This window comes from Kitasatospora setae KM-6054, from assembly GCF_000269985.1.
Classification (GTDB): Bacteria; Actinomycetota; Actinomycetes; order Streptomycetales; family Streptomycetaceae; genus Kitasatospora; species Kitasatospora setae.
Genome location: NC_016109.1, coordinates 3,283,199 through 3,308,775, shown reverse-complemented (window position 1 = coordinate 3,308,775; position 25,577 = coordinate 3,283,199). Strand labels below are relative to the sequence as shown.

Below are 25,577 nucleotides of genomic sequence, written 5' to 3'. Positions count from 1 at the left end.
CCCGCGATGAAGAAGCCCACCCTGAAGGCCCCCAAGCTGAAGGCGCCCAAGCTCAAGGCGCCCGACCTGAGCGCCGTGGCCGGCGGCAGCCGCACCGGCCAGTCGCTGCTGGCCGGCGTGGCCGTGCTCGGCCTGGTGTTCGGCGTCGCCGAACTGCGCGCCCCGGCGGGCGCCGCCGGCGCGGGCGGCGCCCGCACCACCGCGCAGGTCGAGCGGACCGCGCTGGTCTGCCCGCCGCCGATGCAGGGCGTCACCGGCTCCACCAGCATCACCCTGTTCAGCCCCGAGGGCGGCACCGGCGCCACCGGCACCGGCCTGCTCGCCGACGCCACCACCGAGAACGTGCTGGCCGCGCAGAACCCCGCGCAGCCCGCCGCCTCCGCCTCCGCGTCGGCCGCCGCCCCGGCCCCGGCCGCCCCCTCCGGCAGCCCGGCGGCCCCCGCCGCCGCCGCCGTGGACGCCCGGATCAACCTGGCCAAGCCCGGCGTCCCGGTCACCGGCCCCGCCGCCAACACCGACACCGCTCCCGGCAGCTTCGCGATGGCCGCCGGCAACCTCGCCCCCGGCTTCACCGCGACCCAGCTCACCAGCTCCGAGCAGGGCGGCGCCAGCCTCTCCGGCGCCGGCTGCCTGCCCTCCGGCACCAGCTTCTGGTTCTCCGGCGCCAGCACCGCCGACGGCCGGGTCGACTACGTCACCCTGGTCAACGCCGACACCCTGCCCGCCGTCGTCGACCTGCGGATGTACGGCGACAAGGGCCCGATCGAGAACGACCTCGCCACCGGCATCGCGATCGCCCCCGGCAAGTTCCAGACCATGGCGCTGCGCAGCCTCACCAAGGGCCCGGTCGACAACCTCGCCCTGCACGTGGTCACCCGCAGCGGCCGGATCGGCGCCGGCGTGCACGCCGTCGACACCGGCAAGGGCACCGACTGGCTCGAACCCTCCGCCGACCCGGCCCCCGCCGTCACCGTCCCCGGCATCCCGGACGACGTCACCACCGCCCACCTGGTGGTCGCCACCGACTCCGCCGACGACGCCGACCTCAAGGTCCAGCTCTCCGGCAAGAACGGCTGGTTCACCCCGGCCGGCAAGGAGACCCTGCACGTCAAGGCCGGCATGACCGCCGTCCTCGACTTCCAGTTCACCGACCAGACCCGGGAGGGCGCGAGCGCGATCCGGCTCACCCCCTCCAGCGACACCCACCCCACCCCGATCGTGGCCGGCCTGCGGGTCGACCGCGAGAACAAGGGCAAGACCGAGGCGGGCTGGCTCTCCGGCGGCGCCCCGATCGGCGCCCGCGCCACCATCGCCGACAACCGGGCCGGCCAGACCAAGCTGATGCTCACCGCCACCGACGGCGACGCCAAGGTCAGGGTCACCAGCTCGGCCGGCGCGAGCGGCGGCACCCCGGCGAGCAAGGAGGTCAGCGTCCCGGCCGGCAGCACCGTCACCGTCGACGGCATCGACCCCGCCCAGGCCAACGGCCCCTACGCCCTCACCCTGCAGACCCTGGCCGGCGGCCCGGTCCTCGCCACCCGGCAGATCAGCGCCGTCACCCGGGACGTCCCCACCTTCACCGTCCAGCGTTTCCGCGACGACCACGCCACCGTCGAGGTCCCGCACGTCGCCGCGGACCCGGGCGTCGTCCTGAAGTAGCCGGCCGCGGCGAGGAGCAGCCCCCGCCCGGCGGGCTACTCCTCGCCGTAGCGCGGGTCGATCGCGTCCGGCGACAGCCCGAGCAGCTCGGCGACCTGCTCGATCAGGATCTCGTGGACCAGCGCGGCGCGGTCCTCCTTGGACTTGGCCCGGATCTCCACCGGCCGCCGGTAGACCAGGATCCGGCTGCGCCGCCCCGCCGCGCCGAGCACCACCCGGCCGAGCGGCACGGTGTCGGGCTCCGGTTCGTTCTTGGCCGGCAGCGGCACCTCGAGGACGGCGAACTCCACGTCCTCCAGCTGCGGCCAGCGCCGGACCAGGCGCTCCATGGACTCGCGGACGTAGTCGTCGAAGAGCTCCGACCGGGTCAGCGAGAGGGGCACCTGCGGCGGTGCCAGCGGCCCGCGCATGCCGCGGCCGTGCCGGTCGCGGTGCTTGCGGCGGCCGGGACCGGGCGGGGACGAGGGTGTCGAGCTGTCCATAGCAGTGTCGAGCGTAGTCCCTGGATGCCCGGAAGTGGACCACTCCAGCACGGCGCGTAACGGCGACGGGACACGCGAGCCGGGGGCGGGTCTTCGCGGGCCGGTCCGACTTGCGGTACCGTCCACCCTCGTGAGTTCTGTACGTCGTTGTTCGCGGACCGCGTGCGGCCGGCCGGCCGTGGCGACGCTGACGTACGTCTACGCGGACTCCACCGCGGTGCTCGGCCCGCTGGCGACCTACGCGGAACCGCACTGCTACGACCTGTGCGCCGAGCACGCCGAGCGGCTGACCGCCCCGCGCGGCTGGGACGTCGTCCGGCTGGCCGGCGACACCGGCCCGCTGCGCCGCAGCAGCGACGACCTGGAGGCGCTGGCGAACGCCGTCCGCGAGGCCGCCCGCCCACAGGAGCGCACGCCGCGTCAGGCCCCGCCCGCCGAGGGCGAGTCGGGCCGCCGCGGCCACCTGCGGGTGCTGCGCTCCCCGGAGAGCTGAGCCCGGCCGACGCCGCCCGCCCGCCGGGGCCCGGTACGCTGCCCCTCTGCGGGCCCGGACCGGCATGCGCCGGTCACGCCCGCAGTACTGCGCAGCACACACACGGGAGCGATCTGGTGCGGGACCTCAAGCAGCTTGTGAAGGCGTACGACGTCCGGGGCGTCGTGCCCGACCAGTGGGACGAGTCGCTGGCGCACGCCTTCGGTGCGGCCTTCGTCGAGGTGGTCGGCGCCGCCGCGGTGGTCGTCGGCCACGACATGCGGCCGTCCTCGCCCGCGCTGTCCCGGGCGTTCGCCGAGGGCGCGGCCTCCCGCGGCGCCGACGTGGTGGAGATCGGGCTGTGCTCCACCGACCAGCTGTACTACGCGAGCGGCAGCCTGGACCTGCCCGGCGCGATGTTCACCGCCTCGCACAACCCGGCCGAGTACAACGGCATCAAGCTGTGCCGCGCGGGCGCCGCCCCGGTCGGCCAGGACACCGGCCTGTCCGAGATCCGCGAGCTGGTCGAGTCCTGGCTCCCCGCCGAGGCCGACGGCACGGTGCGCGTCCCGGCCGCGCCCGCCGGGACCGCCACCGGCGCGCTCTCCGCCAAGGAGACCCTCGGCGGCTACGCCGACCACCTGCGCGGCCTGGTCGACCTGCGGGCGATCCGCCCGCTCAAGGTCGCGGTCGACGCGGGCAACGGCATGGGCGGCCACACCGTCCCCACCGTCTTCGACGGCCTGCCGCTGGACGTCGTCCCGATGTACTTCGAGCTGGACGGCACCTTCCCCAACCACGAGGCCAACCCGCTCGACCCGGCCAACCTGGTCGACCTGCAGGCGAAGGTCCGCGAGGTCGGCGCCGACCTCGGCCTGGCCTTCGACGGCGACGCCGACCGCTGCTTCGTGATCGACGAGAACGGCGACCCGGTCTCCCCGTCCGCGATCACCGCGCTGGTCGCCGAGCGCGAGATCGCCCGCGCCCAGGCGGCCGGCGAGGCCCACCCGACGATCATCCACAACCTGATCACCTCCTGGACCGTCCCCGAGGTGGTCCGCGACCTCGGCGGCGTCCCGGTCCGCACTCGGGTCGGCCACTCCTTCATCAAGCAGGAGATGGCCGAGACCGACGCCGTGTTCGGCGGCGAGCACTCCGCGCACTACTACTTCCGCGACTTCTGGCGCGCCGACACCGGCATGCTGGCCGCGCTGCACGTGCTCGCCGCGCTCGGCGGCCAGGACGGCCCGCTCTCCGCGCTGACCGCGAAGTACGAGCGGTACGCCGCCTCCGGCGAGATCAACTCCACCGTCGCCGACCAGGCCGCCGCCACCGCCGAGGTCCGCGCCGCCTACGCCGACCAGCCGGGCGTCAGCACCGACGAGCTCGACGGCCTGACCGTGGCCGGCCCGGACTGGTGGTTCAACCTGCGCGCCTCCAACACCGAGCCGCTGCTGCGCCTGAACGCCGAGGCCAAGGACCCGGCGAAGATGGCCGAGCTGCGCGACGGCGTGCTGGCGATCGTCCGCGGCTGACCGACCCCGGAGTCAGCCCGCCGCTGACTTTTCGCGTGCCCCGGCCGGTAGGGTTGCCACCGGCCGGGGTACAGCTGTGTCACCGGCCGTCCGTACCGTTGCCCGAGCCCCCGGAGTCCGACCGCCATGAGCCTGCCGTCCTTCCTGCTGGAGATCCTGGTCTGCCCGGAGTGCCGTTCCCCGCTCGACGAGGAGACCGAGGGCGAGGCGCACGAGCTGCGCTGCACCGGCGAGGGCTGCGGCCTGGTGTACCCGGTGCGCGACGGCATCCCGGTCCTGCTGGTGGACGAGGCCCGCCGCCCGTCCTGACCCCCGCCCCGCCCGCCGCTGGAGGCCAGCCGCCATGTTCGACGACTCCCTGCTCGACGACCCGGCCGCCGTGCAGCGCGCCGACCGGCGGCGCGAGCTGCTGGCGCTGGCCGGCGCCGGCGCCCGGATCCGGATCGCGCTGCGCCGGGCCGACGCGGCCGGCGTCAACGCGCTGAACCCGGACGGCCGGCCGCGCGCGGTGCTGGTGGCCGGCCACGGCGGGGCGCTGACCGCCGCCGCCGTGCTGGCCGCGCTCGCCGTGCCCAGCTGCCAGGTCTGGCCGCTGCCGCCGTCCGGCGCCCGCCCCGGCGGCTTCGCCTTCACCGACGGCGGGACGTGGCAACTGCCCGGCTGGGCCGGACCGTTGGACCTGATCGTGCTGGCCAGCGAGAACGGCCGCGAGGGCGGCCTGATCACGCTGGCCGAGCAGGCGTACGGCCGCGGCTGCGCGATCGCGGTGATCGCGCCCGAGGGCTCCGAGCTGTTCGAGGCGGCGTTCCAGGTGCGCGCCCTGCCGCTGCCGTTCGAGCCCAGCGCGGTCGAGCCGGAGGGCTCCGACGCCGAGCCCGACCTCCCGGCCGAGGACCCGACCGCGCTCTGGGCCTTCCTGGCCCCGCTGCTGGCGCTGGCCGACCGGGTCGGCGCCGCCCAGCTCGCCCCCGGCGCGCTGGAGGCCGCCGCCGACCGGCTCGACGAGGTCGCGGTGCGCTGCCGCCCCGACGCGCACGCCTACGACAACCCGGCGAAGTCGCTGGCCGCCCGCCTCGCCGAGACCGTCCCGCTGCTGTGGACCGAGGGCGCCCCGGCCGCCGCCGCGGGGGAGCGGTTCGCCGCCGCGCTGGCCGACCGGGCCGGCCTGCCCGCGCTGGCCGCCCGCCTCCCGGAGGCGCTGACCGCGCACCGCGGCATGTTCACCGGCGGGCTCGGCGGCGACCCGGACGACTTCTTCCGCGACCGGGTCGACGAGCCGGTGCCGCTCCAGCTGCAGGTGCTGCTGCTCCGGCACACCCCCGGCGCCGCCGAGCTCGAACAGCCCGGCTGGCCGGTCGCCCGGGCCCGCCGGCTGGCCACCGCGCACGAGGTGCGGATCACCGAGCAGACCTCCGCGCAGGAGGACCCGGTCCAGGCGCTGGCCGAACTGATCGGCCTGACCGACTTCGCGGCGGTGTACCTGGGCCTGGCCACCCGGGGCTGACACGGTATCGTCCCCTCGATGACAAAGGCCCGGCAAAGTCCCGGGCCCGCGCGGAGGGACGTACGGGCTTGAGCACCGAAGGCGGCACGAAGGCACTGGTCGCGGCACTGTCCGCGAACCTGGGGATCGCGGTCAGCAAGTTCGTGGCGTTCGCGTTCTCCGGTTCGTCGTCGATGCTCGCCGAGGGCGTGCACTCGCTCGCCGACTCCGGCAACCAGATCCTCCTGCTGGTCGGCGGCAAGCGCTCGCAGCGCGCCGCCACCGAGGAGCACCCGTTCGGCTACGGCCGCGAGCGGTACGTGTACGGGTTCCTGGTGTCGATCGTGCTGTTCAGCGTCGGCGGCATGTTCGCGATCTACGAGGGCTACGAGAAGATCGCCCACCCGCACGAGCTGGAGAACTGGTACTGGCCGGTCGGCGTGCTGGTTTTCGCCATCCTGCTGGAGGGCTACTCCTTCTTCACCGCCTACCGGGAGGCGTCGAAGGACAAGGGCGGCAACGGCTGGCCCGCGTACATCCGCCGCGCCAAGGCCCCCGAGCTGCCGGTCGTGCTGCTGGAGGACACCGGCGCGCTGATCGGCCTGGCGCTGGCGCTGGTCGGCGTCGGCCTGAGCGCGGCCACCGGCGACGCGGTGTGGGACGGCGTCGGCACGCTCTCCATCGGCCTGCTGCTGGTGGCGATCGCGCTGGTGCTGGCGCTGGAGACCAAGTCGCTGCTGATCGGCGAGTCCGCCGACGCCGACGTGGTGGCGAAGATCCGGGCGGCGCTGGTCGACCACGACACCGTCACCTCGGTGATCCACATGCGCACCCTGCACGTCGGCCCGGAGGAACTGCTGGTCGCCGCCAAGATCGGCGTCAACGCGGAGGACAGCGCCGCGGTGATCGCCGAGGCGATCGACCACGCCGAGGTCCGGGTCCGCAAGGCCGTGCCGATCGCCCGGGCCATCTACCTGGAGCCCGACATCTACTCCGAGGAGAAGGCCCTCGCCGGCCCCGACGCGGACGCCACTCCGGGCGGACCTGGCCGGAACACCCACTGAGCCGCGCCCGATCGGTGTAGATTCGTCGGTAGTGCCAAACGTCGCTGCTGATGGCGGTCGATCGGAGCGGAGCTCCGGTCGAGGGAGAGAGGTCCTCCGACGGATTGTGCCGCAGCAGAGGGTCGCCCCCGTGCGCCCTCTGCCGCTCAGCACACCCGTTAAGCAGGCTTTTTCTCACGAGGAGTTCGCATGTCGAACCAGCCCACCGGCGACTTCAAGGTCGCCGACCTCTCGCTCGCGCCGTTCGGTCGCAAGGAGATCCAGCTCGCCGAGCACGAGATGCCGGGTCTGATGTCGATCCGCGCCGAGTACGCGGCGTCGCAGCCGCTGGCGGGTGCCCGGATCACCGGCTCGCTGCACATGACGGTGCAGACCGCGGTGCTGATCGAGACGCTGACCGCGCTGGGCGCGGAGGTCCGCTGGTGTTCCTGCAACATCTTCTCGACCCAGGACCACGCGGCCGCCGCGATCGCGGTCGGCCCGAACGGCACCCCCGAGGACCCGCAGGGCGTCCCGGTCTTCGCCTGGAAGGGCGAGACCCTGGAGGAGTACTGGTGGTGCACCGAGCAGGCGCTCAGCTGGCCCGACGGCCAGACCCCGAACATGATCCTGGACGACGGCGGTGACGCCACCCTGCTGATCCACAAGGGCGTCGAGTTCGAGAAGGCCGGCGCCGCGCCGTCCCCCGACACCGCGGACAACGACGAGTACCGGATCATCCTGGAGCTGCTCAACCGCACCCTGGTCGAGAGCCCGCAGAAGTGGACCGAGGTCGCCGCCACCATCAAGGGCGTCACCGAGGAGACCACCACCGGCGTCCACCGCCTGTACGAGATGCACCGCGACGGCAAGCTGCTGTTCCCGGCCATCAACGTCAACGACTCGGTCACCAAGTCGAAGTTCGACAACAAGTACGGCTGCCGCCACTCCCTGATCGACGGCATCAACCGCGCCACCGACGTCCTGATCGGCGGCAAGGTCGCCGTCGTCTGCGGCTACGGCGACGTCGGCAAGGGCTGCGCCGAGTCGCTCCGCGGCCAGGGCGCCCGCGTCATCGTCACCGAGATCGACCCGATCTGCGCCCTCCAGGCCGCCATGGACGGCTACCAGGTCGCCACCCTGGACGACGTCGTCGAGAGCGCCGACATCTTCGTCACCACCACCGGCAACAAGGACATCATCCTGGCCTCGCACATGGCGCGGATGAAGCACCAGGCCATCGTCGGCAACATCGGCCACTTCGACAACGAGATCGACATGGCCGGCCTCGCCAAGCTCCCCGGTGTGGTGAAGACCGAGGTCAAGCCGCAGGTCCACGAGTGGCGCAAGGCCGACGGCAAGACGATCATCGTGCTCTCCGAGGGCCGCCTGCTCAACCTCGGCAACGCGACCGGCCACCCGTCCTTCGTGATGTCGAACTCGTTCGCGAACCAGACCATCGCGCAGATCGAGCTGTTCACCAAGACCGAGCAGTACCCGGTCGGCGTGTACGTGCTGCCCAAGCACCTGGACGAGAAGGTCGCCCGGCTGCACCTCGACGCCCTCGGCGTCCGGCTCACCACGCTGACCCAGGAGCAGGCCGACTACATCGGCGTCCCGGTCGAGGGCCCGTACAAGGCCGAGCAGTACCGCTACTGACACCGCGCCACGCCGGTGCCCGGCACCCCCGCCGCCGCGGGGGTGCCGGGCACCGGCGCGTTCCGGGCTAGGGCAGCAGGCCGGTCGTCCAGGTCTTCTGGTCCATCCCGTGCGGTACCACCCGGGCCATCCAGGCCGCCGGATCGGCGACCTCACTGCCGGGCACCGGCTGCAGCGAGTCCACGCACCACTGCAGCCCCTTCCCGGTCTCGCACTTCTTCTGCTGCACCGGCAACCCGTTGGGGAGCGTCGGGAAGGCCGTGGTCGGCACCGACGCCCGCTCCTGGGGCACCACGTCGATGCCGATGTTGTGCGTGCCCTGCTCCTGGAAGCCCATCATGAGCCCCCAGTCGGAGCCCCCCTTCGCCGGCATCGTCAGCGTCACCGTGGTCACCACCGTCTGCGGCGGCAGCGAGGACATCGACAGCGGCAGCGGCGGCGTGTAGTCGCCCGACACCACCGAGGAGGCCATCTGCTGCAGCCGCTGCCTGCGCTCCGCGAGCCGGTCCCCACCGCTGGTGTCCGACAGGTCCACCCAGCGTCCGTCCGAGCCCCGGAACCGCAGCACCACCATGCCCGCGGACCCCGGATCGTCCGTCGAGAACCAGTAGGCCTCCCGCCCGTTCACCGGCGGCGCCTCCACCCGGGTTCCGGGCACCCCGGTGGGGGGGAAGACTCCCATCGCCGGCTCCACGCCCACCGGGAACGCCTGCAGGATGATGAACGTGTGGTCCGAGGACTGCCGCGAGCTCCGGGCCACCATCGACACCCCGTACGGATCCGAGCGGTACTCCACCGCCGCCACCTCGTCCGGCAGCCAGCCGAACTTCGCCCCCACCGTCAGCACCGACCGCCCGTGCGTCGGGACCGCCCAATCCGTCGGCAACGGGTACACCTGGGACGGGTGCGTGGAGGCGGACCCGGACGTCGGCGAAGCTGTCGGCGAAGACGTCAGCGAGGGCAGCACGGACGGCGTGCCCCCGCCCGACGGCCGCACCGAACCCCCGCCCTGCAGTACCGCGAACGACCCGGACGCCAGCGCCATCGCGGCCACCGCCGCCACCACCGACCAGGTCCGCCGCCGCCGCGCCCGGCCCTGCCGCACCGCCAGCAGCGGATCCACCCGCGAAGGCGGCGCCGAAGCCTCCGCCGTGTTCACCAGATCCGCGATCTGCACCGCGAGTTCCTCCCCTTGCACCTGATCCCCCGTCACGCCTCGGCCCTCCCCGTCGGACGCAGCACCGGAGAGCGCCGCAGCGACTCCAGCGCCCGCGAACTCTGACTCTTCACGTTCCCGTGAGAACACCCCAGCTCGGCCGCGGTCTGCTCGATCGTCAGATCGCAGAAGTAGCGCAGCACCACGGTCGCCCGCTGCCGCGGCGGCAAGGCCGCCAACGCCTCCCGCAGGTCCAGCGACCCGGCCAGGTCCGGCTCTGGCGCCGTCCCGTCCACCGGCCGCGCGGTCGGCCTGGTCCGCCGCCACCACGCCGTCCGCTGCTCCGCCAGGAAGGTGTTCACCAGCACCGTCCGCGCGTAGCCGTCCCGGTTCTCCACCCGGCCGGCCCGGCCCCAGTGGGTGTACAGCTTGGTGATGCTCTCCTGCACCAGGTCGTCGGCCCGGTGCCAGTCCGCGCACAGCAGGTACGCGACCTTCCGCAACCAGACCGCCCTGGAGGCCACGAACGCGGTGAACTCCTCGTCCCGCGTCAGCTCCGTCATGTCGGCGCCCTCCCCTCCCCGTCACCGGCGGCACGGGTCGCACCGCCGCCCCCCTGACGCGATCGGCCCGCGAGAAGGTTGCACCCCGGATTACGTAGGCTTCACCCCATGCCGAACGGCCGCTACTCCCTCCACGACCCGCACGACGGCACCCCGCTCGGCGAGGAGCGCTTCCAGTGCGCCCCCGGCCCGGCCGGCTGGCGCTACGTCGCCAAGCGCTACCGCCCCGACGGCACCGTCCAGGGCACCACCGACCTCACCCTGGACGCCCGGCACCGCCCGATCCGGCTCGAACTCCGCTCCGGCGGCTGGCAGGTCCGCGGCGGCGCGCTCGACGGCGTGCACTGGGTCCGCGCCGACGCCGCCGGCGGTGCGGAAGCCACCGAGGGCGAGGACCGGGCGCACGCCTTCACCGGCGACTCCCCGGCCTTCCTGGTCGCCACCGCCCGCCTGCTCGCCCTCGAACCCGGCGGCAGCGCCCGGATCCGCCTGGTCTCCTTCACCGGCGACGCCCTCGCCCCCCGCACCCTCGACCAGGGCTGGCAACTGCACTCCGTCCAGGACCACCCCACCGACAGCGGCCCGCTCCCCGTCGAGCACTACCGGGTCACCGACCTCGACACCGGCGAGGTCCGCGACCTCCACCTCACCGGGGACGTCCTGCTCGGCGCCCCCGGCATCGAGCTGGAGGAACTCGACTCACCGCCCAACCCGCGCCGCGGGCAGCCGCTCTAGGTCCTGGAGGCTCAGGCGGGCGGCGCGAACCCGCCGCCGCTCTCGGGGGCCGCAGCGGGCGGGGCCGCCGGGGCCTTCGACACGTCAACGGGACGGGCGAACCCGGCCGGGGACGGCAGCGCGGCCTGGGCGGCCTGCTCCGCCGGGGGAGCGGGAGGCGCGGGAGGCGCGGACGGCACGGGTGCGGCCTGCGCCGCCTGCGGGTACCCGAGCTCCCGGACCGGCGGCCCGGGCTGCGGCGGGACCGGCGCCGGCCGGCCCGGCTGCGCCGCGTGCGCTGCCTGGTACGCCTGGTACGCCTGCAGTTGGGCCGCCGACGCCCGCTCCCACTCGCGGCGCTGGCGCTCCATCAGCACCGCCCCCAGGTACACCAGGGACGGCAGCCCCACCGGCACCTGCCACCCCGTCCGCCGCACCATCTCGGCGGCCAGCCGGTCGCCCAGCGCGGCCGCCACCGGCTGGTCCAGCTCTCCCATCCGGCTGAGCACCTGGCGCGCGGAGAGCCACAGGCCGTCCGGCACCGCGGAGAGGTCCAGCGCCACCAGTTCCGCGCCCAGCGCGTGCATCACCTGCGGCGGCACCGGCGGCACCGTCCCCTGGTCCCGGGCGCTCTGCGGCAGCCGCTCGCGGATCACCAGCGTCCCCGCGAAGACGTCGCCCAGCCGGTTGCCGTGCACCGAGCAGAGCGAGGCCACCACCGCCGGCATCGCGAAGACGCCGAAGTCGATGATCCCGACCAGCCCCCGCACCAGCGCGTGCCGGAACCGGATCGGACCGCCGTCCGCCCGCACCACCCGCAGCCCCAGCGCGGTCTTCCCCAGCGACCGCCCGTGCGACAGCGTCTCGATCAGCGTCGGCAGCAGCACCGTGAAGAACACCAGCAGCGTGATCGCGAACGCCATCACGGCGGCCGGCTCCAGGTCGGAGAACCCCGCGAGCAGGGCGATCAGCAGGATCGTGTACCCCACGGTGTACACCAGCCAGTCCAGCAGCCTGGCCAGGGCCCGCGAGGGAAGCCTCGCCGTCCGCAGCCCCAGGACGACCGCCTCACCGGTCACCAGCTCGCTCACGCCACCCACCCGCTCCGCTCCACGGCCCGCCGGCGACCCGCGTCGCACGACCCGACCCCCTCGATCAACAGCGGCAAACATAAGGCCGAGCACCCCCCGCGGGTAACCCCGGGCCACCCCTCCCCGCACCGCCCCGGGCACCGCTTCCGACATCCCCGACACACCGGCCGCCCGCTCTGGCAAGCTATGCCCCGCAACCGCCCGGCCGCACACCAACCAGTGGCGGCCGGCCGCCCCGCCGCGCCCCCGGAGAGAGCCGCCATGGACCTGGACGTCTTCGTCGCCGCCCACCAGGCGGAATGGCACCGTCTGGAGGTCCTCAGCAGCCGCCGCCGGCTCAGCGGCGAAGAGGCCGACGAGCTCATCACCCTCTACCAGCGCGCCACCAGCCACCTCGCCCAGGTCCAGGCCACCGCCCCGCACCCAGGCGTCGAGGGCCGGCTCACCGCCCTGGTCGTCCGCGGCCGCAACGCCGTCGCCGGCGCCCGCGCCTCCTCCTGGCAGGACGCCGCCCGCTACTTCACGGCCGGCTTCCCCGCGATCCTCTACCGCGCCCGCCGCTGGTGGCTCACCGTCGCGGCGGTCTCCTTCGCCCTCAGCGCCGTGATCGCCTGGTGGGTGGGCAGCCATCCCGACATGATCAAGTCCCTGATGTCGCCGGAGCAGTACGAGCAGTACACCAAGCCCGGCGGCGAGTTCGAGAACTACTACACCGAGCACCCCTCGGCGAACTTCGCCGCCCAGGTGTGGACCAACAACGCCTGGGTCGCCGCCCAGTGCCTGGTCTCCGCCGTCCTGCTCGGCATCCCCACCCTCTACATCCTGCTGCAGAACGTCCTCAACCTCGGCAGCGGCGTCGGCATCATGGCCTCCGCCGACCACCTCCAGCTCTTCCTCGGCCTGCTCATCCCGCACGGCCTGCTCGAACTCACCGCCATCTTCGTCGCCGGCGGCCTGAGCCTCCGCCTCGGCTGGACCGTCGTCGACCCCGGCCCCCGCACCCGCGCCGTCGCCCTCGCCGAAGAAGGCCGCACCATCATCGGCGCCGTCATCGGCCTCACCGCCGTCCTCATGGTCGCCGGCTTCATCGAGGGCTTCGTCACCGGCTCCGCCCTCCCCAGCTGGATCCGCATCGGCCTGGGCATCACGGTCGAGGTCCTCTTCCTCGTCTACGCCCTGGTCCTCGGCAAGCGCGCCACCCTCGCCGGCGAGACCGGCGACGTCGAAGCCGCCGACCGCACCGACCACCAGCCGATGGCCGGCTGACCGCACCCGGCACCGCCCTGCACCCGCCCCGCCCCCGCCCCCGGCAGCAGTCCCGCTGCCGGGTTCCGGCTTTCCAGGGCCCCTGATGTCGCCGGTGTCGTCGGCGTGGCGTGGTCACGGACGCCCTCGCAAACCTGGTAGCCTGATGATCAACCCGGCGGGACCATTGACGTGATTCCTATGGGCTAGTAGGTTTGAACGGTTGGGCGTGACTGGACAGACGGTCCGCCGAGGCGTAATGTCTACGACACCGCCGAATCGAGGAAATGCATCCGCGAGGATGTACGCCCGGTTCTGGCAAAACCCCGAAGCCGAGCAGTGCAGAACGTTTGATAAGCTTCTGCAGCGAAGTCGAAGGAATTCCCACTCCAGCGGGAATGGAAATCAGAGCGAAAAACCTCTGGTAAGCTGGAAACACGGAAGAACGAAGCGCCCGGAGATGCGGTCGGAAGGCCGGTCGAAGGAAGCGTCCGTTCCTTGAGAACTCAACAGCGTGCCAAAAGTCAACGCCAGATATGTTGACATCCCCGGCCGACCGACTCGTTCGGTTGGTTGGAGATTCCTTTATGAAGTAACACTAGCGAGGACGCAGTGCGCGGGACCGCCCTATTCCGGCTGGTCGCCGCGCCGCTCTTTGTGAAGACATTCACGGAGAGTTTGATCCTGGCTCAGGACGAACGCTGGCGGCGTGCTTAACACATGCAAGTCGAACGGTGAAGCCCTTCGGGGTGGATCAGTGGCGAACGGGTGAGTAACACGTGGGGAATCTGCCCTGAACTCTGGGACAAGCCTTGGAAACGAGGTCTAATACCGGATACGACCGCTTCCCGCATGGGGGGTGGTGGAAAGCTCCGGCGGTTCAGGATGATCCCGCGGCCTATCAGCTTGTTGGTGGGGTAACGGCCCACCAAGGCGACGACGGGTAGCCGGCCTGAGAGGGCGACCGGCCACACTGGGACTGAGACACGGCCCAGACTCCTACGGGAGGCAGCAGTGGGGAATATTGCACAATGGGCGAAAGCCTGATGCAGCGACGCCGCGTGAGGGATGACGGCCTTCGGGTTGTAAACCTCTTTCAGCAGGGAAGAAGCGCAAGTGACGGTACCTGCAGAAGAAGCACCGGCTAACTACGTGCCAGCAGCCGCGGTAATACGTAGGGTGCGAGCGTTGTCCGGAATTATTGGGCGTAAAGAGCTCGTAGGCGGCCTGTCGCGTCGGATGTGAAAGCCCGGGGCTTAACCCCGGGTCTGCATTCGATACGGGCAGGCTAGAGTGTGGTAGGGGAGATCGGAATTCCTGGTGTAGCGGTGAAATGCGCAGATATCAGGAGGAACACCGGTGGCGAAGGCGGATCTCTGGGCCATTACTGACGCTGAGGAGCGAAAGCGTGGGGAGCGAACAGGATTAGATACCCTGGTAGTCCACGCCGTAAACGTTGGGAACTAGGTGTTGGCGACATTCCACGTCGTCGGTGCCGCAGCTAACGCATTAAGTTCCCCGCCTGGGGAGTACGGCCGCAAGGCTAAAACTCAAAGGAATTGACGGGGGCCCGCACAAGCAGCGGAGCATGTGGCTTAATTCGACGCAACGCGAAGAACCTTACCAAGGCTTGACATACACCGGAAACTGGTAGAGATATCAGCCCCCTTGTGGTCGGTGTACAGGTGGTGCATGGTTGTCGTCAGCTCGTGTCGTGAGATGTTGGGTTAAGTCCCGCAACGAGCGCAACCCTTGTTCTGTGTTGCCAGCATGCCTTTCGGGGTGATGGGGACTCACAGGAGACTGCCGGGGTCAACTCGGAGGAAGGTGGGGACGACGTCAAATCATCATGCCCCTTATGTCTTGGGCTGCACACGTGCTACAATGGCCGGTACAAAGGGCTGCGATGCCGCGAGGCGGAGCGAATCCCAAAAAGCCGGTCTCAGTTCGGATTGGGGTCTGCAACTCGACCCCATGAAGTTGGAGTTGCTAGTAATCGCAGATCAGCATGCTGCGGTGAATACGTTCCCGGGCCTTGTACACACCGCCCGTCACGTCACGAAAGTCGGTAACACCCGAAGCCGGTGGCCTAACCCGTGAGGGGAGGAGCCGTCGAAGGTGGGACCAGCGATTGGGACGAAGTCGTAACAAGGTAGCCGTACCGGAAGGTGCGGCTGGATCACCTCCTTTCTAAGGAGCACATGGCAGCTTCGGGCGAATGTCCCGGAGTGCTAGCTCATGGGTGGAACGTTGACTATTCGGCACACACGGTGATGGAGATCGCGAGTACTGCCCTTCCGGGGCGTGGAAAGCGGTGTTCCGGAGGCGGGTGTGTCGGGCACGTTGTTGGGTCCTGAGGGAACGGCCAGTGGTCGTTGTCTTCAGGTTGCCGGCCTCATGCCGGGCGTCCCTGTCTTGGGGGTGTCGGGTTTGGGTGTCTGGTCGTTGTTTGAGAACTGCACAGTGGACGCGAGCATCTGTGGCCAAGTTTTTAAGGGCGCACGGTGGATGCCTTGGCACCAGGAACCGATGAAGGACGTGGGAGGCCGCGATAGGCCCCGGGGAGCTGTCAACCGAGCTTTGATCCGGGGGTGTCCGAATGGGGAAACCCGGCAGTCGTCATGGGCTGTCACCCATACCTGAACACATAGGGTATGTGGAGGGAACGCGGGGAAGTGAAACATCTCAGTACCCGCAGGAAGAGAAAACAACCGTGATTCCGGGAGTAGTGGCGAGCGAAACCGGATGAGGCCAAACCTTGAGCGTGTGAGACCCGGCAGGGGTTGCGCTCAAGGGGTTGTGGGAAAGTTCTTCAGTCGTCTGCCGGCGGCTGGGCGAGTCAGAAACCGTATGGGTAGTCGAAGGACATGCGAAAGGTCCGGCGTAGAGGGTAAGACCCCCGTAGACGAAATCCGTACGGCTCGCTTGAGCTTCTCCCAAGTAGCACGGGGCCCGAGAAATCCCGTGTGAATCTGGCGGGACCACCCGCTAAGCCTAAATATTCCCTGGTGACCGATAGCGGATAGTACCGTGAGGGAATGGTGAAAAGTACCGCGGGAGCGGAGTGAAATAGTACCTGAAACCGTGTGCCTACAAGCCGTGGGGGCAGCCTTCGGGCTGTGACTGCGTGCCTTTTGAAGAATGAGCCTGCGAGTTTGCGGTGTGTAGCGAGGTTAACCCGTGTGGGGTAGCCGTAGCGAAAGCGAGTCCGAATAGGGCGTTCGAGTTGCATGCCCAAGACCCGAAGCGGAGTGATCTAGCCATGGGCAGGTTGAAGCGCGGGTAAGACCGTGTGGAGGACCGAACCCACCAGGGTTGAAAACCTGGGGGATGACCTGTGGTTAGGGGTGAAAGGCCAATCAAACTCCGTGATAGCTGGTTCTCCCCGAAATGCATTTAGGTGCAGCGTCGCGTGTTTCTTGCCGGAGGTAGAGCACTGGATAGGCGATGGGCCTCACCGGGTTACTGACCTTAGCCAAACTCCGAATGCCGGTAAGTGAGAGCGCGGCAGTGAGACTGTGGGGGATAAGCTCCATGGTCGAGAGGGAAACAGCCCAGAACACCGACTAAGGTCCCTAAGCGTGTGCTAAGTGGGAAAGGATGTGGAGTCGCAGAGACAACCAGGAGGTTGGCTTAGAAGCAGCCACCCTTGAAAGAGTGCGTAATAGCTCACTGGTCAAGTGATTCCGCGCCGACAATGTAGCGGGGCTCAAGCACACCACCGAAGTCGTGTCATTGCAGCAATACTCCCAACGGAGGCTGTGATGGGTAGGGGAGCGTCGTGTGCCGGGTGAAGCAGCCGAGGAATCGAGTTGTGGACGGTTCACGAGTGAGAATGCAGGCATGAGTAGCGATACAAGAGTGGGAAACTCTTGCGCCGATTGACCAAGGGTTCCTGGGTCAAGCTGATCTGCCCAGGGTAAGTCGGGACCTAAGGCGAGGCCGACAGGCGTAGTCGATGGACAACGGGTTGATATTCCCGTACCCGCTTTGAAGCGCCAACGTCGAACCAGGTGATGCTAAGGCCGTGAAGCCGGCCCGGAGTCTTCGGACGATGGGACGTGGTGGAGCCGCCGGTCCAAGCCTGTAGTAGGTGAGCGATGGGGTGACGCAGGAAGGTAGTCCAGCCCGGGCGGTGGTAGTCCCGGGGTAAGGGTGTAGGACGTTGCGTAGGCAAATCCGCGCAACACGTAGTCTGAGACCTGATGCCGAGCCGATTGTGGTGAAGTGGATGATCCTATGCTGTCGAGAAAAGCCTCTAGCGAGTTTCATGGCGGCCCGTACCCCAAACCGACTCAGGTGGTCAGGTAGAGAATACCGAGGCGTTCGGGTGAACTGTGGTTAAGGAACTCGGCAAAATGCCCCCGTAACTTCGGGAGAAGGGGGGCCATTGCTGGTGACGGGACTTAGCTCCCTGAGCTGGTGGTGGCCGCAGAGACCAGCGAGAAGCGACTGTTTACTAAAAACACAGGTCCGTGCGAAGCCGTAAGGCGATGTATACGGACTGACGCCTGCCCGGTGCTGGAACGTTAAGGGGACCGGTTAGTCACGATTCGTCGTGGCGAAGCTGAGAACTTAAGCGCCAGTAAACGGCGGTGGTAACTATAACCATCCTAAGGTAGCGAAATTCCTTGTCGGGTAAGTTCCGACCTGCACGAATGGCGTAACGACTTCTCGACTGTCTCAACCACAGGCCCGGTGAAATTGCATTACGAGTAAAGATGCTCGTTTCGCGCAGCAGGACGGAAAGACCCCGGGACCTTTACTATAGCTTGATATTGGTGTTCGGTTCGGCTTGTGTAGGATAGGTGGGAGGCTTTGAAGCCGTGACGCCAGTCATGGTGGAGCCATCGTTGAAATACCACTCTGGTCGTGCTGGATGTCTAACCTGGGTCCGTGATCCGGATCAGGGACAGTGTCTGGTGGGTAGTTTAACTGGGGCGGTTGCCTCCTAAAGGGTAACGGAGGCGCCCAAAGGTTCCCTCAGCCTGGTTGGCAATCAGGTGTTGAGTGTAAGTGCACAAGGGAGCTTGACTGTGAGACTGACGGGTCGAGCAGGTACGAAAGTAGGGACTAGTGATCCGGCGGTGGCTTGTGGAAGCGCCGTCGCTCAACGGATAAAAGGTACCCCGGGGATAACAGGCTGATCTTCCCCAAGAGTCCATATCGACGGGATGGTTTGGCACCTCGATGTCGGCTCGTCGCATCCTGGGGCTGGAGTAGGTCCCAAGGGTTGGGCTGTTCGCCCATTAAAGCGGTACGCGAGCTGGGTTTAGAACGTCGTGAGACAGTTCGGTCCCTATCCGCTGTGCGCGTAGGAGTGTTGAGAAGGGCTGTCCCTAGTACGAGAGGACCGGGACGGACGAACCTCTGGTGTGCCAGTTGTCCTGCCAAGGGCATGGCTGGTTGGCTACGTTCGGGAGGGATAACCGCTGAAAGCATCTAAGCGGGAAGCCTGCTTCGAGATGAGCACTCCCACCTCCTTGAGAGGGTAAGGCTCCCAGTAGACGACTGGGTTGATAGGCCGGATATGGAAGCCCTGTGAGGGGTGGAGTTGACCGGTACTAATAGGCCGAGGGCTTGTCCTCAGTTGCTCGCGTCCACTGTGTTGTTCTGAAACAACGACCCCCACCGACACGGGTGGGTGGTGCACAGTTTCATAGTGTTTCGGTGGTCATAGCGTGAGGGAAACGCCCGGTTACATTCCGAACCCGGAAGCTAAGCCTCACAGCGCCGATGGTACTGCAGGGGGGACCCTGTGGGAGAGTAGGACGCCGCCGAACAATCATTGAGAGAAAGCCCCCCGACGGGATGTCGGGGGGCTTTCTCGCGTTTCCGGGACGAACGCCGGGCGCAATGTGCACCAGGTGGCGGCGGAGCGGTTCGGTGGGGTGTTGTCGGAGGACTTCACGGCGCGGTGTCACGAGCGGGTGTTCGCGGCGTTCCGGGAGGGGGTGGCGGCGGTGCCGGGGGCGGTGGAGGTGTTGGGGGAGCTGCGGCGGCGGTGTGCGGGGTGGTGCCGGGGGACTGCCTGGTGGTGGAGGACAGTCCGAACGGGGTGCTGGCGGCGCGGGCCGCGGGGATGGACGTGCTGGGGTACACGGCGCTGACGCCGCCCGGGCGGTTGCTGGCGGCGGGGGCGACGGCGCTGGTGGGGAGCCTGCGGGAGGTGGTGCAGTGGGTCTGAGGGGGCCTCAGAGGCGGCCGGCGGCCTTCAGGGCGAGGTAGGTGTCGGCGAGCGCGGGCGCGATGGATTCCGGTGGGGCGTCGAGGACGGTGACGCCGCGGCGGGTGAGGAGGTTCGCGGTGCGGCGGCGGTCGGCGCGGGTCTGTTCGGCGGCCGCGGCGGCGTAGACGTCGCGGACGGTGGTGCGGGGGGCGTCGACGAGTTCGTCGAGGCGGGGGTCGGAGACCGCGGCGAGGACGATTTCGTGGCGCTTGGTCAGGAGGGGGAGCTGGGGGAGCAGCCCGTCCTGGACCTGGTGCGCGTCGAGGCCGGTGAGCAGGACGATCAGGGAGCGCTGGGGGGCCATCCGCAGGGCGGTGGAGGTGAGGGTGCGCAGGTCGGTCTCGATCAGGGCGGGTTCGAGCAGGGCCATCGCGTCGGTGAAGGCGGGCAGCACCTCGGCGGGGGAGCGGCCGGCGACGGCGGCGCGGCGGGTGCGGTCGTGGGCGAGCAGGTCGACCCGGTCGCCGGCCTTGGTGGCGAGGGCGGTGAGCAGCAGGGCGGCGTCGAGCGCGGAGTCCAGCCGGGGGGCGTCGCCGACGCGGCCGGCGGAGGTGCGTCCGGTGTCGAGGACGATCAGGACGTGGCGGTCGCGTTCGGGGCGCCAGGTGCGGACGGCGACGGTGCTGCGGCGGGCGCTGGCGCGCCAGTCGATGGAGCGGACGTCGTCGCCGGGGAGGTACTCGCGCAGGGAGTCGAACTCGGTGCCCTGGCCGCGGGTCAGGACGGAGGTGCGGCCGTCGAGTTCGCGCAGCCGGGCCAGCCGGGAGGGGAGGTGCTTGCGGCTGGTGAAGGGGGGCAGGGCGCGGATCCGCCAGGGGGCGTCCAGGTTGGCCTGGCGGCCGGCCAGGCCGAGCGGGCCGAGCGAGCGGACGGTGACCTGGCCGGCGTGGTGGTCGCCGCGGCGGGTGGGGGCCAGCGGGGTGGTGAGGCGGCGGCGCTCGCCGGCCGGGACGGTGACCCGGTGCCGGGAGGCGGTCGTCGCGGTGCCGGGGGCCCAGGCGGAGGGGTACCAGGCGTCGCGGATCCGGGCGCGCAGCGGGCGGCCGGAGGGGTTGCTGACGAGCAGGTCGACGCCGGTGGCCTCGCCGAGGCGGACGGTCGGGTCGCCGGAGCGTTCCAGCACCAGGCGGCGGACCGGGGCGGCGAGCAGCAGGTCGACGGCGACGGCGGCGAGCAGCGGCAGCAGGACCGCGCCGATGCCCGTCCAGGAGGGGAGGAGCAGACCGACCAGGAGGGCGCCGAGGGCGGCGATGAGGGCCGTTCGGCCGGTCAGGGCCATGGGGTGGCTGGCTCGCTTTCTGGGGGCGGGGACGGCGGCGGGCCGGGGACAGGGCCCCGGCCCGGGGCGGGCTACCGGGGGGCGGGCGTCTGGGCGAGGACGGCCTGGATGACGCTGTCGGCGGTGGTGCCCTCCATCTCGGCCTCGGCCCTGAGCTGGACGCGGTGCCGGAGGGTGGGCAGGGCGAGCGCCTTGACGTCGTCGGGGGTGACGTAGTCGCGGCCGGCCAGCCAGGCCCAGGCGCGGGAGGTGTTGAGCAGGGCGGTGGCGCCGCGCGGGGAGACGCCCATCGAGAGCGAGGGCGACTGCCGGGTGGCCCGGACCAGGTCGACGATGTACGCCAGGACCTCGGGGGAGACGGTCAGCTTGCCGACCTCGGCGCGGGCGGCGGCCAGGTGCGCGGTGCTGGCGACCGGGCGGACGCCGGCCGCGGCGAGGTCGCGCGGGTCGAAGCCGTTCGCGTGCCGGGACAGGACCTGGAACTCCTGGTCGCGGGTCGGCAGCGGGAGGATCAGCTTCATCAGGAAGCGGTCCAGCTGGGCCTCGGGCAGCGGGTAGGTGCCCTCGTACTCGACCGGGTTCTGGGTGGCGGCGACCAGGAACGGCTCGGGGAGCTTGCGGGGTTCGCCGTCGACGGTGACCTGGCGCTCCTCCATGGCCTCCAGCAGGGACGCCTGGGTCTTCGGCGGGGTGCGGTTGATCTCGTCGGCGAGCAGCAGGTTGGTGAAGACCGGGCCGGGCTGGAAGGAGAACTCGGCGGTGCGGGTGTCGTAGACCAGCGAGCCGGTGACGTCGCCGGGCATCAGGTCGGGGGTGAACTGGATGCGCTTGGTCCCGACGTCGAGCGCGGTGGCCAGGGTGCGGACCAGGAGGGTCTTGGCGACGCCGGGGACGCCCTCCAGCAGGACGTGGCCGCCGCAGAGCAGGGCCACGACGATGCCGGTGACGGCGGCGTCCTGGCCGACCACGGCCTTGGCGATCTCCGCGCGCAGGCCGGTGAGGGCGGCGCGGGCGTCGCCGGACTGCGCCGGGACGGTCTTGAGCAGCTGGTCGGTCACGGCTGTCGTACCTGCCATTCCATGTCGTCGAGGTCGTCGGCGAGCCGCAGCAGCGCGGCGTCGTCGGTGGGGGCCGGGCCGTACAGCAGGTGCTGGAGGTCGGCGGAGGGGCGTCCGAGCCGGGCGGCGGCGGCCGCGGTGAGGGCGGCCGGGTCGGGGTCCCCGGAGGTGTGCGGGAGGCCGAGGGCGGCGGCGGTCCGGCGGCGGGCGGCGCGGCGCAGCGTCTCGGCGGCGTGGTCGCGGGCGCCCGCGCGGTGGTAGAGCCGGGCGCGGCCCTCGGTGGTCTCGGAGGCGCGGACCACGGCGGGCAGCCGCTCGGTGAGCACCGGGCCGAGCCGGCGGGCGCGCCAGGCGACGGCGAACAGGCCGGCCAGGGCGAGCTGGAAGGTGCCCCAGTACCAGCCGTCGGGGACGTAGTCGCCGAGGCTCCTGCGCTCGGTGGCGGCCTGGTGGGAGTCGTGGCCGTCCGGGGTCTGCCAGACCAGCCGGGGGTGGGCGCCGAGCAGGCCGAGGGCGAGGGCGGCGTTGCCCTCCTGGTCGAGGGCCCGGTTGGTGAGCGGGGTGCCGCTGCCGAGCAGCACCACCTGCTGGTCGCCGCGGGTGCGGCTGAGCAGGGTGGCGCGGTAGCACTCGGTGTCGCCGGGGCGGCCCTGGTAGCTCTGGCCGTTGACGGTCGCGGGGCCGGCGTTGACGGCCTCGGGCAGCGGGCAGGACGGGTCGGTCACGGTGCCGCTCCCGCCGCTGTGGCCGGAGAGCGAGACGCCGGTGGCGAACGCGTTCAGCAGCGGCTGCTCGGGGGCGACCAGGACCAGGCGGCTGCGCGCGCCGCGGGGCAGCGCGGTGAGCTCGGCGAGGTCCTGGTAGGCGAGCTCGTCCGGGGCGGTCAGGACGACGGTGGTGTCGTCGGCGCGCAGGGCGGCGGCGAGCTCGGTGGGGCCGGCGGCGGTGCGGCTGGTGATGCCGTGCCGCCGGAGCAGCTGGTCGGCGGCGCGGGTGCCGTTCGGGTCGCCGCTGCGCGGGTCGAACGCGGAGTAGGCGGAGCTGCCGGGGATGCCGGCGACCAGGCCGCCGAGCAGCAGCAGGACCAGGACGGTCAGCAGCCACCAGCGGGAGCGCCGCAGCCAGGCGCGCGGGCCGTGGCCGGCCCGGGCGGGGCCGGACTCCCGGGCGGCGGCCGCGGGTTCGGGCCCGGGCGCGGCGGTGGCGGGCGGCGGGGCGGCGGGCAGGTCGCCGGACAGCTCGGCGGGCGGGGCGGTGGTCATGCGGTTCCTCCGCCGGCCGGGACGGCGACGGGCCTGGTCCGTCCGAGGGTCTGGTCGAGGTCGGCGAGCAGCCGGTAGGCGCGTTCGTCGGCGGGCCGATCGCCGAACGCGATGTCGTCGAACAGCCGTGCCGCGGAGGCGAGTTCGCGGGCGTGGTCGGGCAGGGCGCGGCCGGCCTCGGCGGCCGCTTCGTCGGCGGTGCGGCCGGGACGGGGGGCCAGGACGGTGCGTTCCTCCAGGGCGCGGACCAGGGCGCGCATCTGCTCGCGGACGGCGTCCTCCCAGGCGCCGGCGGCGGCGTGCGCGGCGGCGTCGGCGCGGTGCCCGGCGGCGCTGCGCGGTCCCTCGGGGCCGGTGAACAGCTTTCCGGTGGCGCGGGCGGCGCGGCGGGGCGCGCCGTAGCGCCGCCAGAGCACGAAGCCCAGGACGAGGGCGAGCACGATCAGCAGGGCGAGCGCGGCGTTGCCGCCGCCGCCGAGCGGGGTGGAGACGCCGTCCACGGCCCGGCTGATCTGGTGCTGCACCCAGTCGACGAAGCGCTCGACGACGCCGGGCTCGTGCTGGTGGTAGACCGCCTTGCGGAGTTCCTCGTGGGCGGCGTCGCGGGCCGCGTCGCGCGGTGTCTCGACGGGGGCGCCGTCCGCGAGCAGTGCCCCCTCCCCCCGGAATCCCATCGCGGTCAGGCTCCCTGCGGCACGGCGGGGCCGGCCGGCGGGGCCGGGGCGGCGGCGGTGGCGGGGTCGAACAGGCCGACGGCCCGGGTGAGTTCGAGGTCGAGCGCCTCGCGGCGGATCCGCTGGTCGGTGTAGATCAGGGTCTGCAGGGCGCCGCCGAGCGGGAGGAGCACGGTGCGGGCGACGGCGGCGAAGACGGCGGTGACGCCGATGGCGATCGCGGCGGTCGCGTCGTCGTTGGCGGGGGAGGCGGGGATGGTGCCGATGACCTCGGTGACGAGCTGGGCCGGGATGGTCAGCACGGTGGCGACCATGCCGAGGCACACCTGGAAGAGCAGCACCAGGCCGAAGATCCGCCACCAGGCGCCGCCGGTCAGCCGCCAGGAGCGCTTGAGCGCGCCGGTCACGGGCTGCTTCTCCAGCACCAGCGCGGGCACGGCCAGGTGCAGCTTGATCCACAGCCAGGCGATCGGCAGCGCGGTGAACACGATCAGCAGCAGCAGCGCGGGCTGGTCGGTGACGGCGGCGATCACGAACAGCGGGACGACCAGGACGGCGAGCGAGCCGAGCAGGATCGCGCCGAGCAGCAGGCACAGGCCGAGCAGGGCGCCGAGCCGGGGCCGGGTCTGCTGCCACGCCTCGCGGAGCGTGGTGTCGCGGCCGAGCAGGCTGTTGCCGACCACGGGGGCGACCAGTCCGGCGGTGAGGCTGCCGAGCAGCAGGCTCAGCGGCCACAGCAGGTAGTCGGAGGAGGCGGCCAGGGTGTAGGTGCCGCCGACGTGGATCCACCAGTTGACGCCGGCCTGGAGGAGTTCGAGCGAGACGCCCAGCAGCAGGCTCAGCCCGTACGCGGCCCGCCAGTTGCGGCGGACCAGGGCGAAGGCGCCGTCCATCAGTTCGCCGAAGCCGAGCGGGCGGAGCGGGACCGGGCCGGTGCCGGGGGCGGGCGGGAGCGTGGCGGTCGCGGGGGCCGGGGCGGCGGCCGCGGGGGCCGGGTGGCCGGTTCCGGTGCTGCCGGGCGGTGCTTCGGGAGAACCGGGTGACGTCCAGCCCGGGGTCTCGGTCATCGACGCTCCTCGTCGGGGCACCCTGGCTCGGGTGCTTCGGGGTGCTTATCGTGCCATGGTGCGCACGCGTACCCCAGGGGTATCCCGTTGCTGATCCACAACGGTCCGGACAAGGCCCCCGAACCACAACCTTTGCGATGGTATGACTGGTTCGATACGAGGTCGGGGCAGTGGGACGGCACCGCCGTGCGGCGCAGGTCACATTCGGGTGATGAGAAGATGGAGACATGAAGGGACGTGTCCTCGTCGTCGATGACGACACCGCACTGGCCGAGATGCTCGGCATCGTGCTGCGGGGTGAAGGTTTTGAGCCGTTTTTCGTCGCAGACGGGGACAAGGCGCTGGCCGCCTTCCGGGAGACCAAGCCGGACCTCGTACTGCTCGACCTGATGCTGCCCGGACGGGACGGCATCGACGTGTGCCGGCAGATCCGGGCCGAGTCGGGCATCCCGATCGTCATGCTGACCGCGAAGACCGACACGGTCGACATCGTGGTCGGCCTGGAGTCGGGCGCGGACGACTACGTGACGAAGCCGTTCAAGCCCAAGGAACTGGTCGCCCGGGTGCGGGCCCGGCTGCGCCGGGCCGAGGAGCCGACGCCGGAGCAGCTGACCATCGGGGACCTGGTGATCGACGTCGCCGGGCACTCCGTCAAGCGCGAGGGCCGCGGCATCCCGCTGACCCCGCTGGAGTTCGACCTGCTGGTCGCGCTGGCCCGCAAGCCCTGGCAGGTGTTCACCCGCGAGGTGCTGCTGGAGCAGGTCTGGGGCTACCGGCACGCGGCCGACACCCGGCTGGTCAACGTGCACGTGCAGCGCCTGCGCTCCAAGATCGAGAAGGACCCGGAGCGCCCGGAGATCGTCGTCACCGTGCGCGGTGTCGGGTACAAGGCCGGGCCCGGCTGAG

The 25,577-nt window shown here is 70.9% G+C and carries 21 protein-coding genes and 3 rRNA genes; 15 read left to right on the top strand and 9 right to left on the bottom strand.

The features are described 5' to 3' along the window. Positions 1-6: 6 nt before the first annotated feature. Positions 7-1,659, top strand: a complete 1,653-nt coding sequence (locus KSE_RS42815; protein WP_014136064.1) for a DUF5719 family protein — start codon at positions 7-9, stop codon at positions 1,657-1,659. Between the two features lie 35 nt (positions 1,660-1,694). Here the strand turns inward: KSE_RS42815 and KSE_RS14500 are convergent, their stop codons facing one another. Continuing rightward, complete coding sequence (locus KSE_RS14500; RefSeq protein WP_014136063.1) at positions 1,695-2,141, bottom strand: metallopeptidase family protein; 447 nt, start codon at positions 2,139-2,141, stop codon at positions 1,695-1,697. Positions 2,142-2,175: 34 nt separating this feature from the next. Here KSE_RS14500 and KSE_RS39990 point away from each other — a divergent pair, with 34 nt between their 5' ends. The 6 genes from KSE_RS39990 (at position 2,176) to ahcY (ending at position 8,333) form a co-directional block, all read left to right on the top strand. Next, complete coding sequence (locus KSE_RS39990) at positions 2,176-2,634, top strand: DUF3499 domain-containing protein (protein WP_231873169.1); 459 nt, start codon at positions 2,176-2,178, stop codon at positions 2,632-2,634. A 113-nt stretch (positions 2,635-2,747) separates the two neighbouring features. After that, positions 2,748-4,148, top strand: a complete 1,401-nt coding sequence (locus tag KSE_RS14490) for a phosphomannomutase/phosphoglucomutase (RefSeq protein ID WP_033260181.1) — start codon at positions 2,748-2,750, stop codon at positions 4,146-4,148. A gap of 126 nt (positions 4,149-4,274) precedes the next feature. Further along, a complete protein-coding gene (locus KSE_RS14485) occupies positions 4,275-4,457 on the top strand; it encodes a Trm112 family protein (RefSeq protein ID WP_014136060.1) in 183 nt (60 codons plus the stop codon). A gap of 34 nt (positions 4,458-4,491) precedes the next feature. Continuing rightward, complete coding sequence (locus tag KSE_RS14480) at positions 4,492-5,652, top strand: SIS domain-containing protein (protein WP_014136059.1); 1,161 nt, start codon at positions 4,492-4,494, stop codon at positions 5,650-5,652. Between the two features lie 68 nt (positions 5,653-5,720). Then, entirely contained in the window at positions 5,721-6,695 is a 975-nt protein-coding gene (locus KSE_RS14475) for a cation diffusion facilitator family transporter (RefSeq protein ID WP_014136058.1), read from the top strand. Positions 6,696-6,884: 189 nt separating this feature from the next. Then, complete coding sequence (ahcY, locus tag KSE_RS14470) at positions 6,885-8,333, top strand: adenosylhomocysteinase (RefSeq protein ID WP_014136057.1); 1,449 nt, start codon at positions 6,885-6,887, stop codon at positions 8,331-8,333. A 67-nt stretch (positions 8,334-8,400) separates the two neighbouring features. On the opposite strand, the gene KSE_RS14465 is transcribed toward ahcY, so the two are convergent. After that, the gene (locus tag KSE_RS14465; protein ID WP_041293892.1) at positions 8,401-9,015 is read right to left on the bottom strand and encodes a hypothetical protein; all 615 of its coding nucleotides are present in this window, start codon (positions 9,013-9,015) and stop codon (positions 8,401-8,403) included. Positions 9,016-9,049: 34 nt separating this feature from the next. Between KSE_RS14465 and KSE_RS14460 the strand changes: the two genes are divergently transcribed. Then, the gene (locus KSE_RS14460) at positions 9,050-9,535 is read left to right on the top strand and encodes a hypothetical protein (RefSeq protein WP_041293891.1); all 486 of its coding nucleotides are present in this window, start codon (positions 9,050-9,052) and stop codon (positions 9,533-9,535) included. A gap of 7 nt (positions 9,536-9,542) precedes the next feature. Here the strand turns inward: KSE_RS14460 and KSE_RS14455 are convergent, their stop codons facing one another. Further along, positions 9,543-10,052, bottom strand: coding sequence for a SigE family RNA polymerase sigma factor (locus KSE_RS14455; protein ID WP_014136055.1), 510 nt, complete (start codon positions 10,050-10,052; stop codon positions 9,543-9,545). Between the two features lie 108 nt (positions 10,053-10,160). On the opposite strand from KSE_RS14455, the gene KSE_RS14450 reads away from it, so the two are divergent. After that, positions 10,161-10,787 (top strand): hypothetical protein, encoded by a 627-nt coding sequence (locus KSE_RS14450; protein ID WP_014136054.1) that lies wholly within the window; start codon positions 10,161-10,163, stop codon positions 10,785-10,787. An 11-nt stretch (positions 10,788-10,798) separates the two neighbouring features. Here the strand turns inward: KSE_RS14450 and KSE_RS14445 are convergent, their stop codons facing one another. Next, positions 10,799-11,857, bottom strand: coding sequence for an RDD family protein (locus KSE_RS14445; protein WP_014136053.1), 1,059 nt, complete (start codon positions 11,855-11,857; stop codon positions 10,799-10,801). A gap of 261 nt (positions 11,858-12,118) precedes the next feature. On the opposite strand from KSE_RS14445, the gene KSE_RS14440 reads away from it, so the two are divergent. The 5 genes from KSE_RS14440 (at position 12,119) to KSE_RS14420 (ending at position 19,289) form a co-directional block, all read left to right on the top strand. Continuing rightward, on the top strand, positions 12,119-13,123 hold the full coding sequence (locus KSE_RS14440; RefSeq protein ID WP_014136052.1) for a stage II sporulation protein M: 1,005 nt from the start codon (positions 12,119-12,121) through the stop codon (positions 13,121-13,123). Between the two features lie 645 nt (positions 13,124-13,768). Then, a 16S ribosomal RNA gene (locus KSE_RS14435) occupies positions 13,769-15,292 on the top strand. 291 nt (positions 15,293-15,583) lie between these two features. Continuing rightward, positions 15,584-18,690 (top strand): 23S ribosomal RNA (locus KSE_RS14430). 78 nt (positions 18,691-18,768) lie between these two features. Beyond that, positions 18,769-18,885 (top strand): 5S ribosomal RNA (rrf, locus tag KSE_RS14425). The 16S, 23S and 5S rRNA genes sit together here, the layout of an rRNA operon. A gap of 251 nt (positions 18,886-19,136) precedes the next feature. Beyond that, positions 19,137-19,289 (top strand): HAD family hydrolase, encoded by a 153-nt coding sequence (locus tag KSE_RS14420; protein ID WP_197540791.1) that lies wholly within the window; start codon positions 19,137-19,139, stop codon positions 19,287-19,289. Between the two features lie 7 nt (positions 19,290-19,296). On the opposite strand, the gene KSE_RS14415 is transcribed toward KSE_RS14420, so the two are convergent. The 5 genes from KSE_RS14415 to KSE_RS14395 form a co-directional block, all read right to left on the bottom strand. Continuing rightward, entirely contained in the window at positions 19,297-20,610 is a 1,314-nt protein-coding gene (locus KSE_RS14415; protein ID WP_014136049.1) for a DUF58 domain-containing protein, read from the bottom strand. A gap of 71 nt (positions 20,611-20,681) precedes the next feature. Further along, positions 20,682-21,686: an AAA family ATPase gene (locus KSE_RS14410; protein WP_051055225.1), complete on the bottom strand. Its 1,005-nt coding sequence runs from the start codon at positions 21,684-21,686 to the stop codon at positions 20,682-20,684. Further along, positions 21,665-22,930 carry a DUF4350 domain-containing protein gene (locus tag KSE_RS45810; RefSeq protein WP_014136047.1) on the bottom strand — a complete coding sequence of 422 codons (1,266 nt, stop codon included), beginning with the start codon at positions 22,928-22,930 and terminating at the stop codon, positions 21,665-21,667. The genes KSE_RS14410 and KSE_RS45810 overlap by 22 nt, the downstream gene beginning before the upstream one ends. Then, positions 22,927-23,604, bottom strand: a complete 678-nt coding sequence (locus KSE_RS14400) for a DUF4129 domain-containing protein (protein WP_014136046.1) — start codon at positions 23,602-23,604, stop codon at positions 22,927-22,929. Before KSE_RS14400 ends, KSE_RS45810 begins: the two co-directional genes overlap by 4 nt. Positions 23,605-23,609: 5 nt before the next feature. Beyond that, the gene (locus KSE_RS14395; RefSeq protein ID WP_014136045.1) at positions 23,610-24,671 is read right to left on the bottom strand and encodes a glycerophosphoryl diester phosphodiesterase membrane domain-containing protein; all 1,062 of its coding nucleotides are present in this window, start codon (positions 24,669-24,671) and stop codon (positions 23,610-23,612) included. Between the two features lie 227 nt (positions 24,672-24,898). Here KSE_RS14395 and mtrA point away from each other — a divergent pair, with 227 nt between their 5' ends. Continuing rightward, entirely contained in the window at positions 24,899-25,576 is a 678-nt protein-coding gene (gene mtrA / locus KSE_RS14390) for an MtrAB system response regulator MtrA (protein WP_014136044.1), read from the top strand. Position 25,577 lies beyond the last annotated feature (1 nt).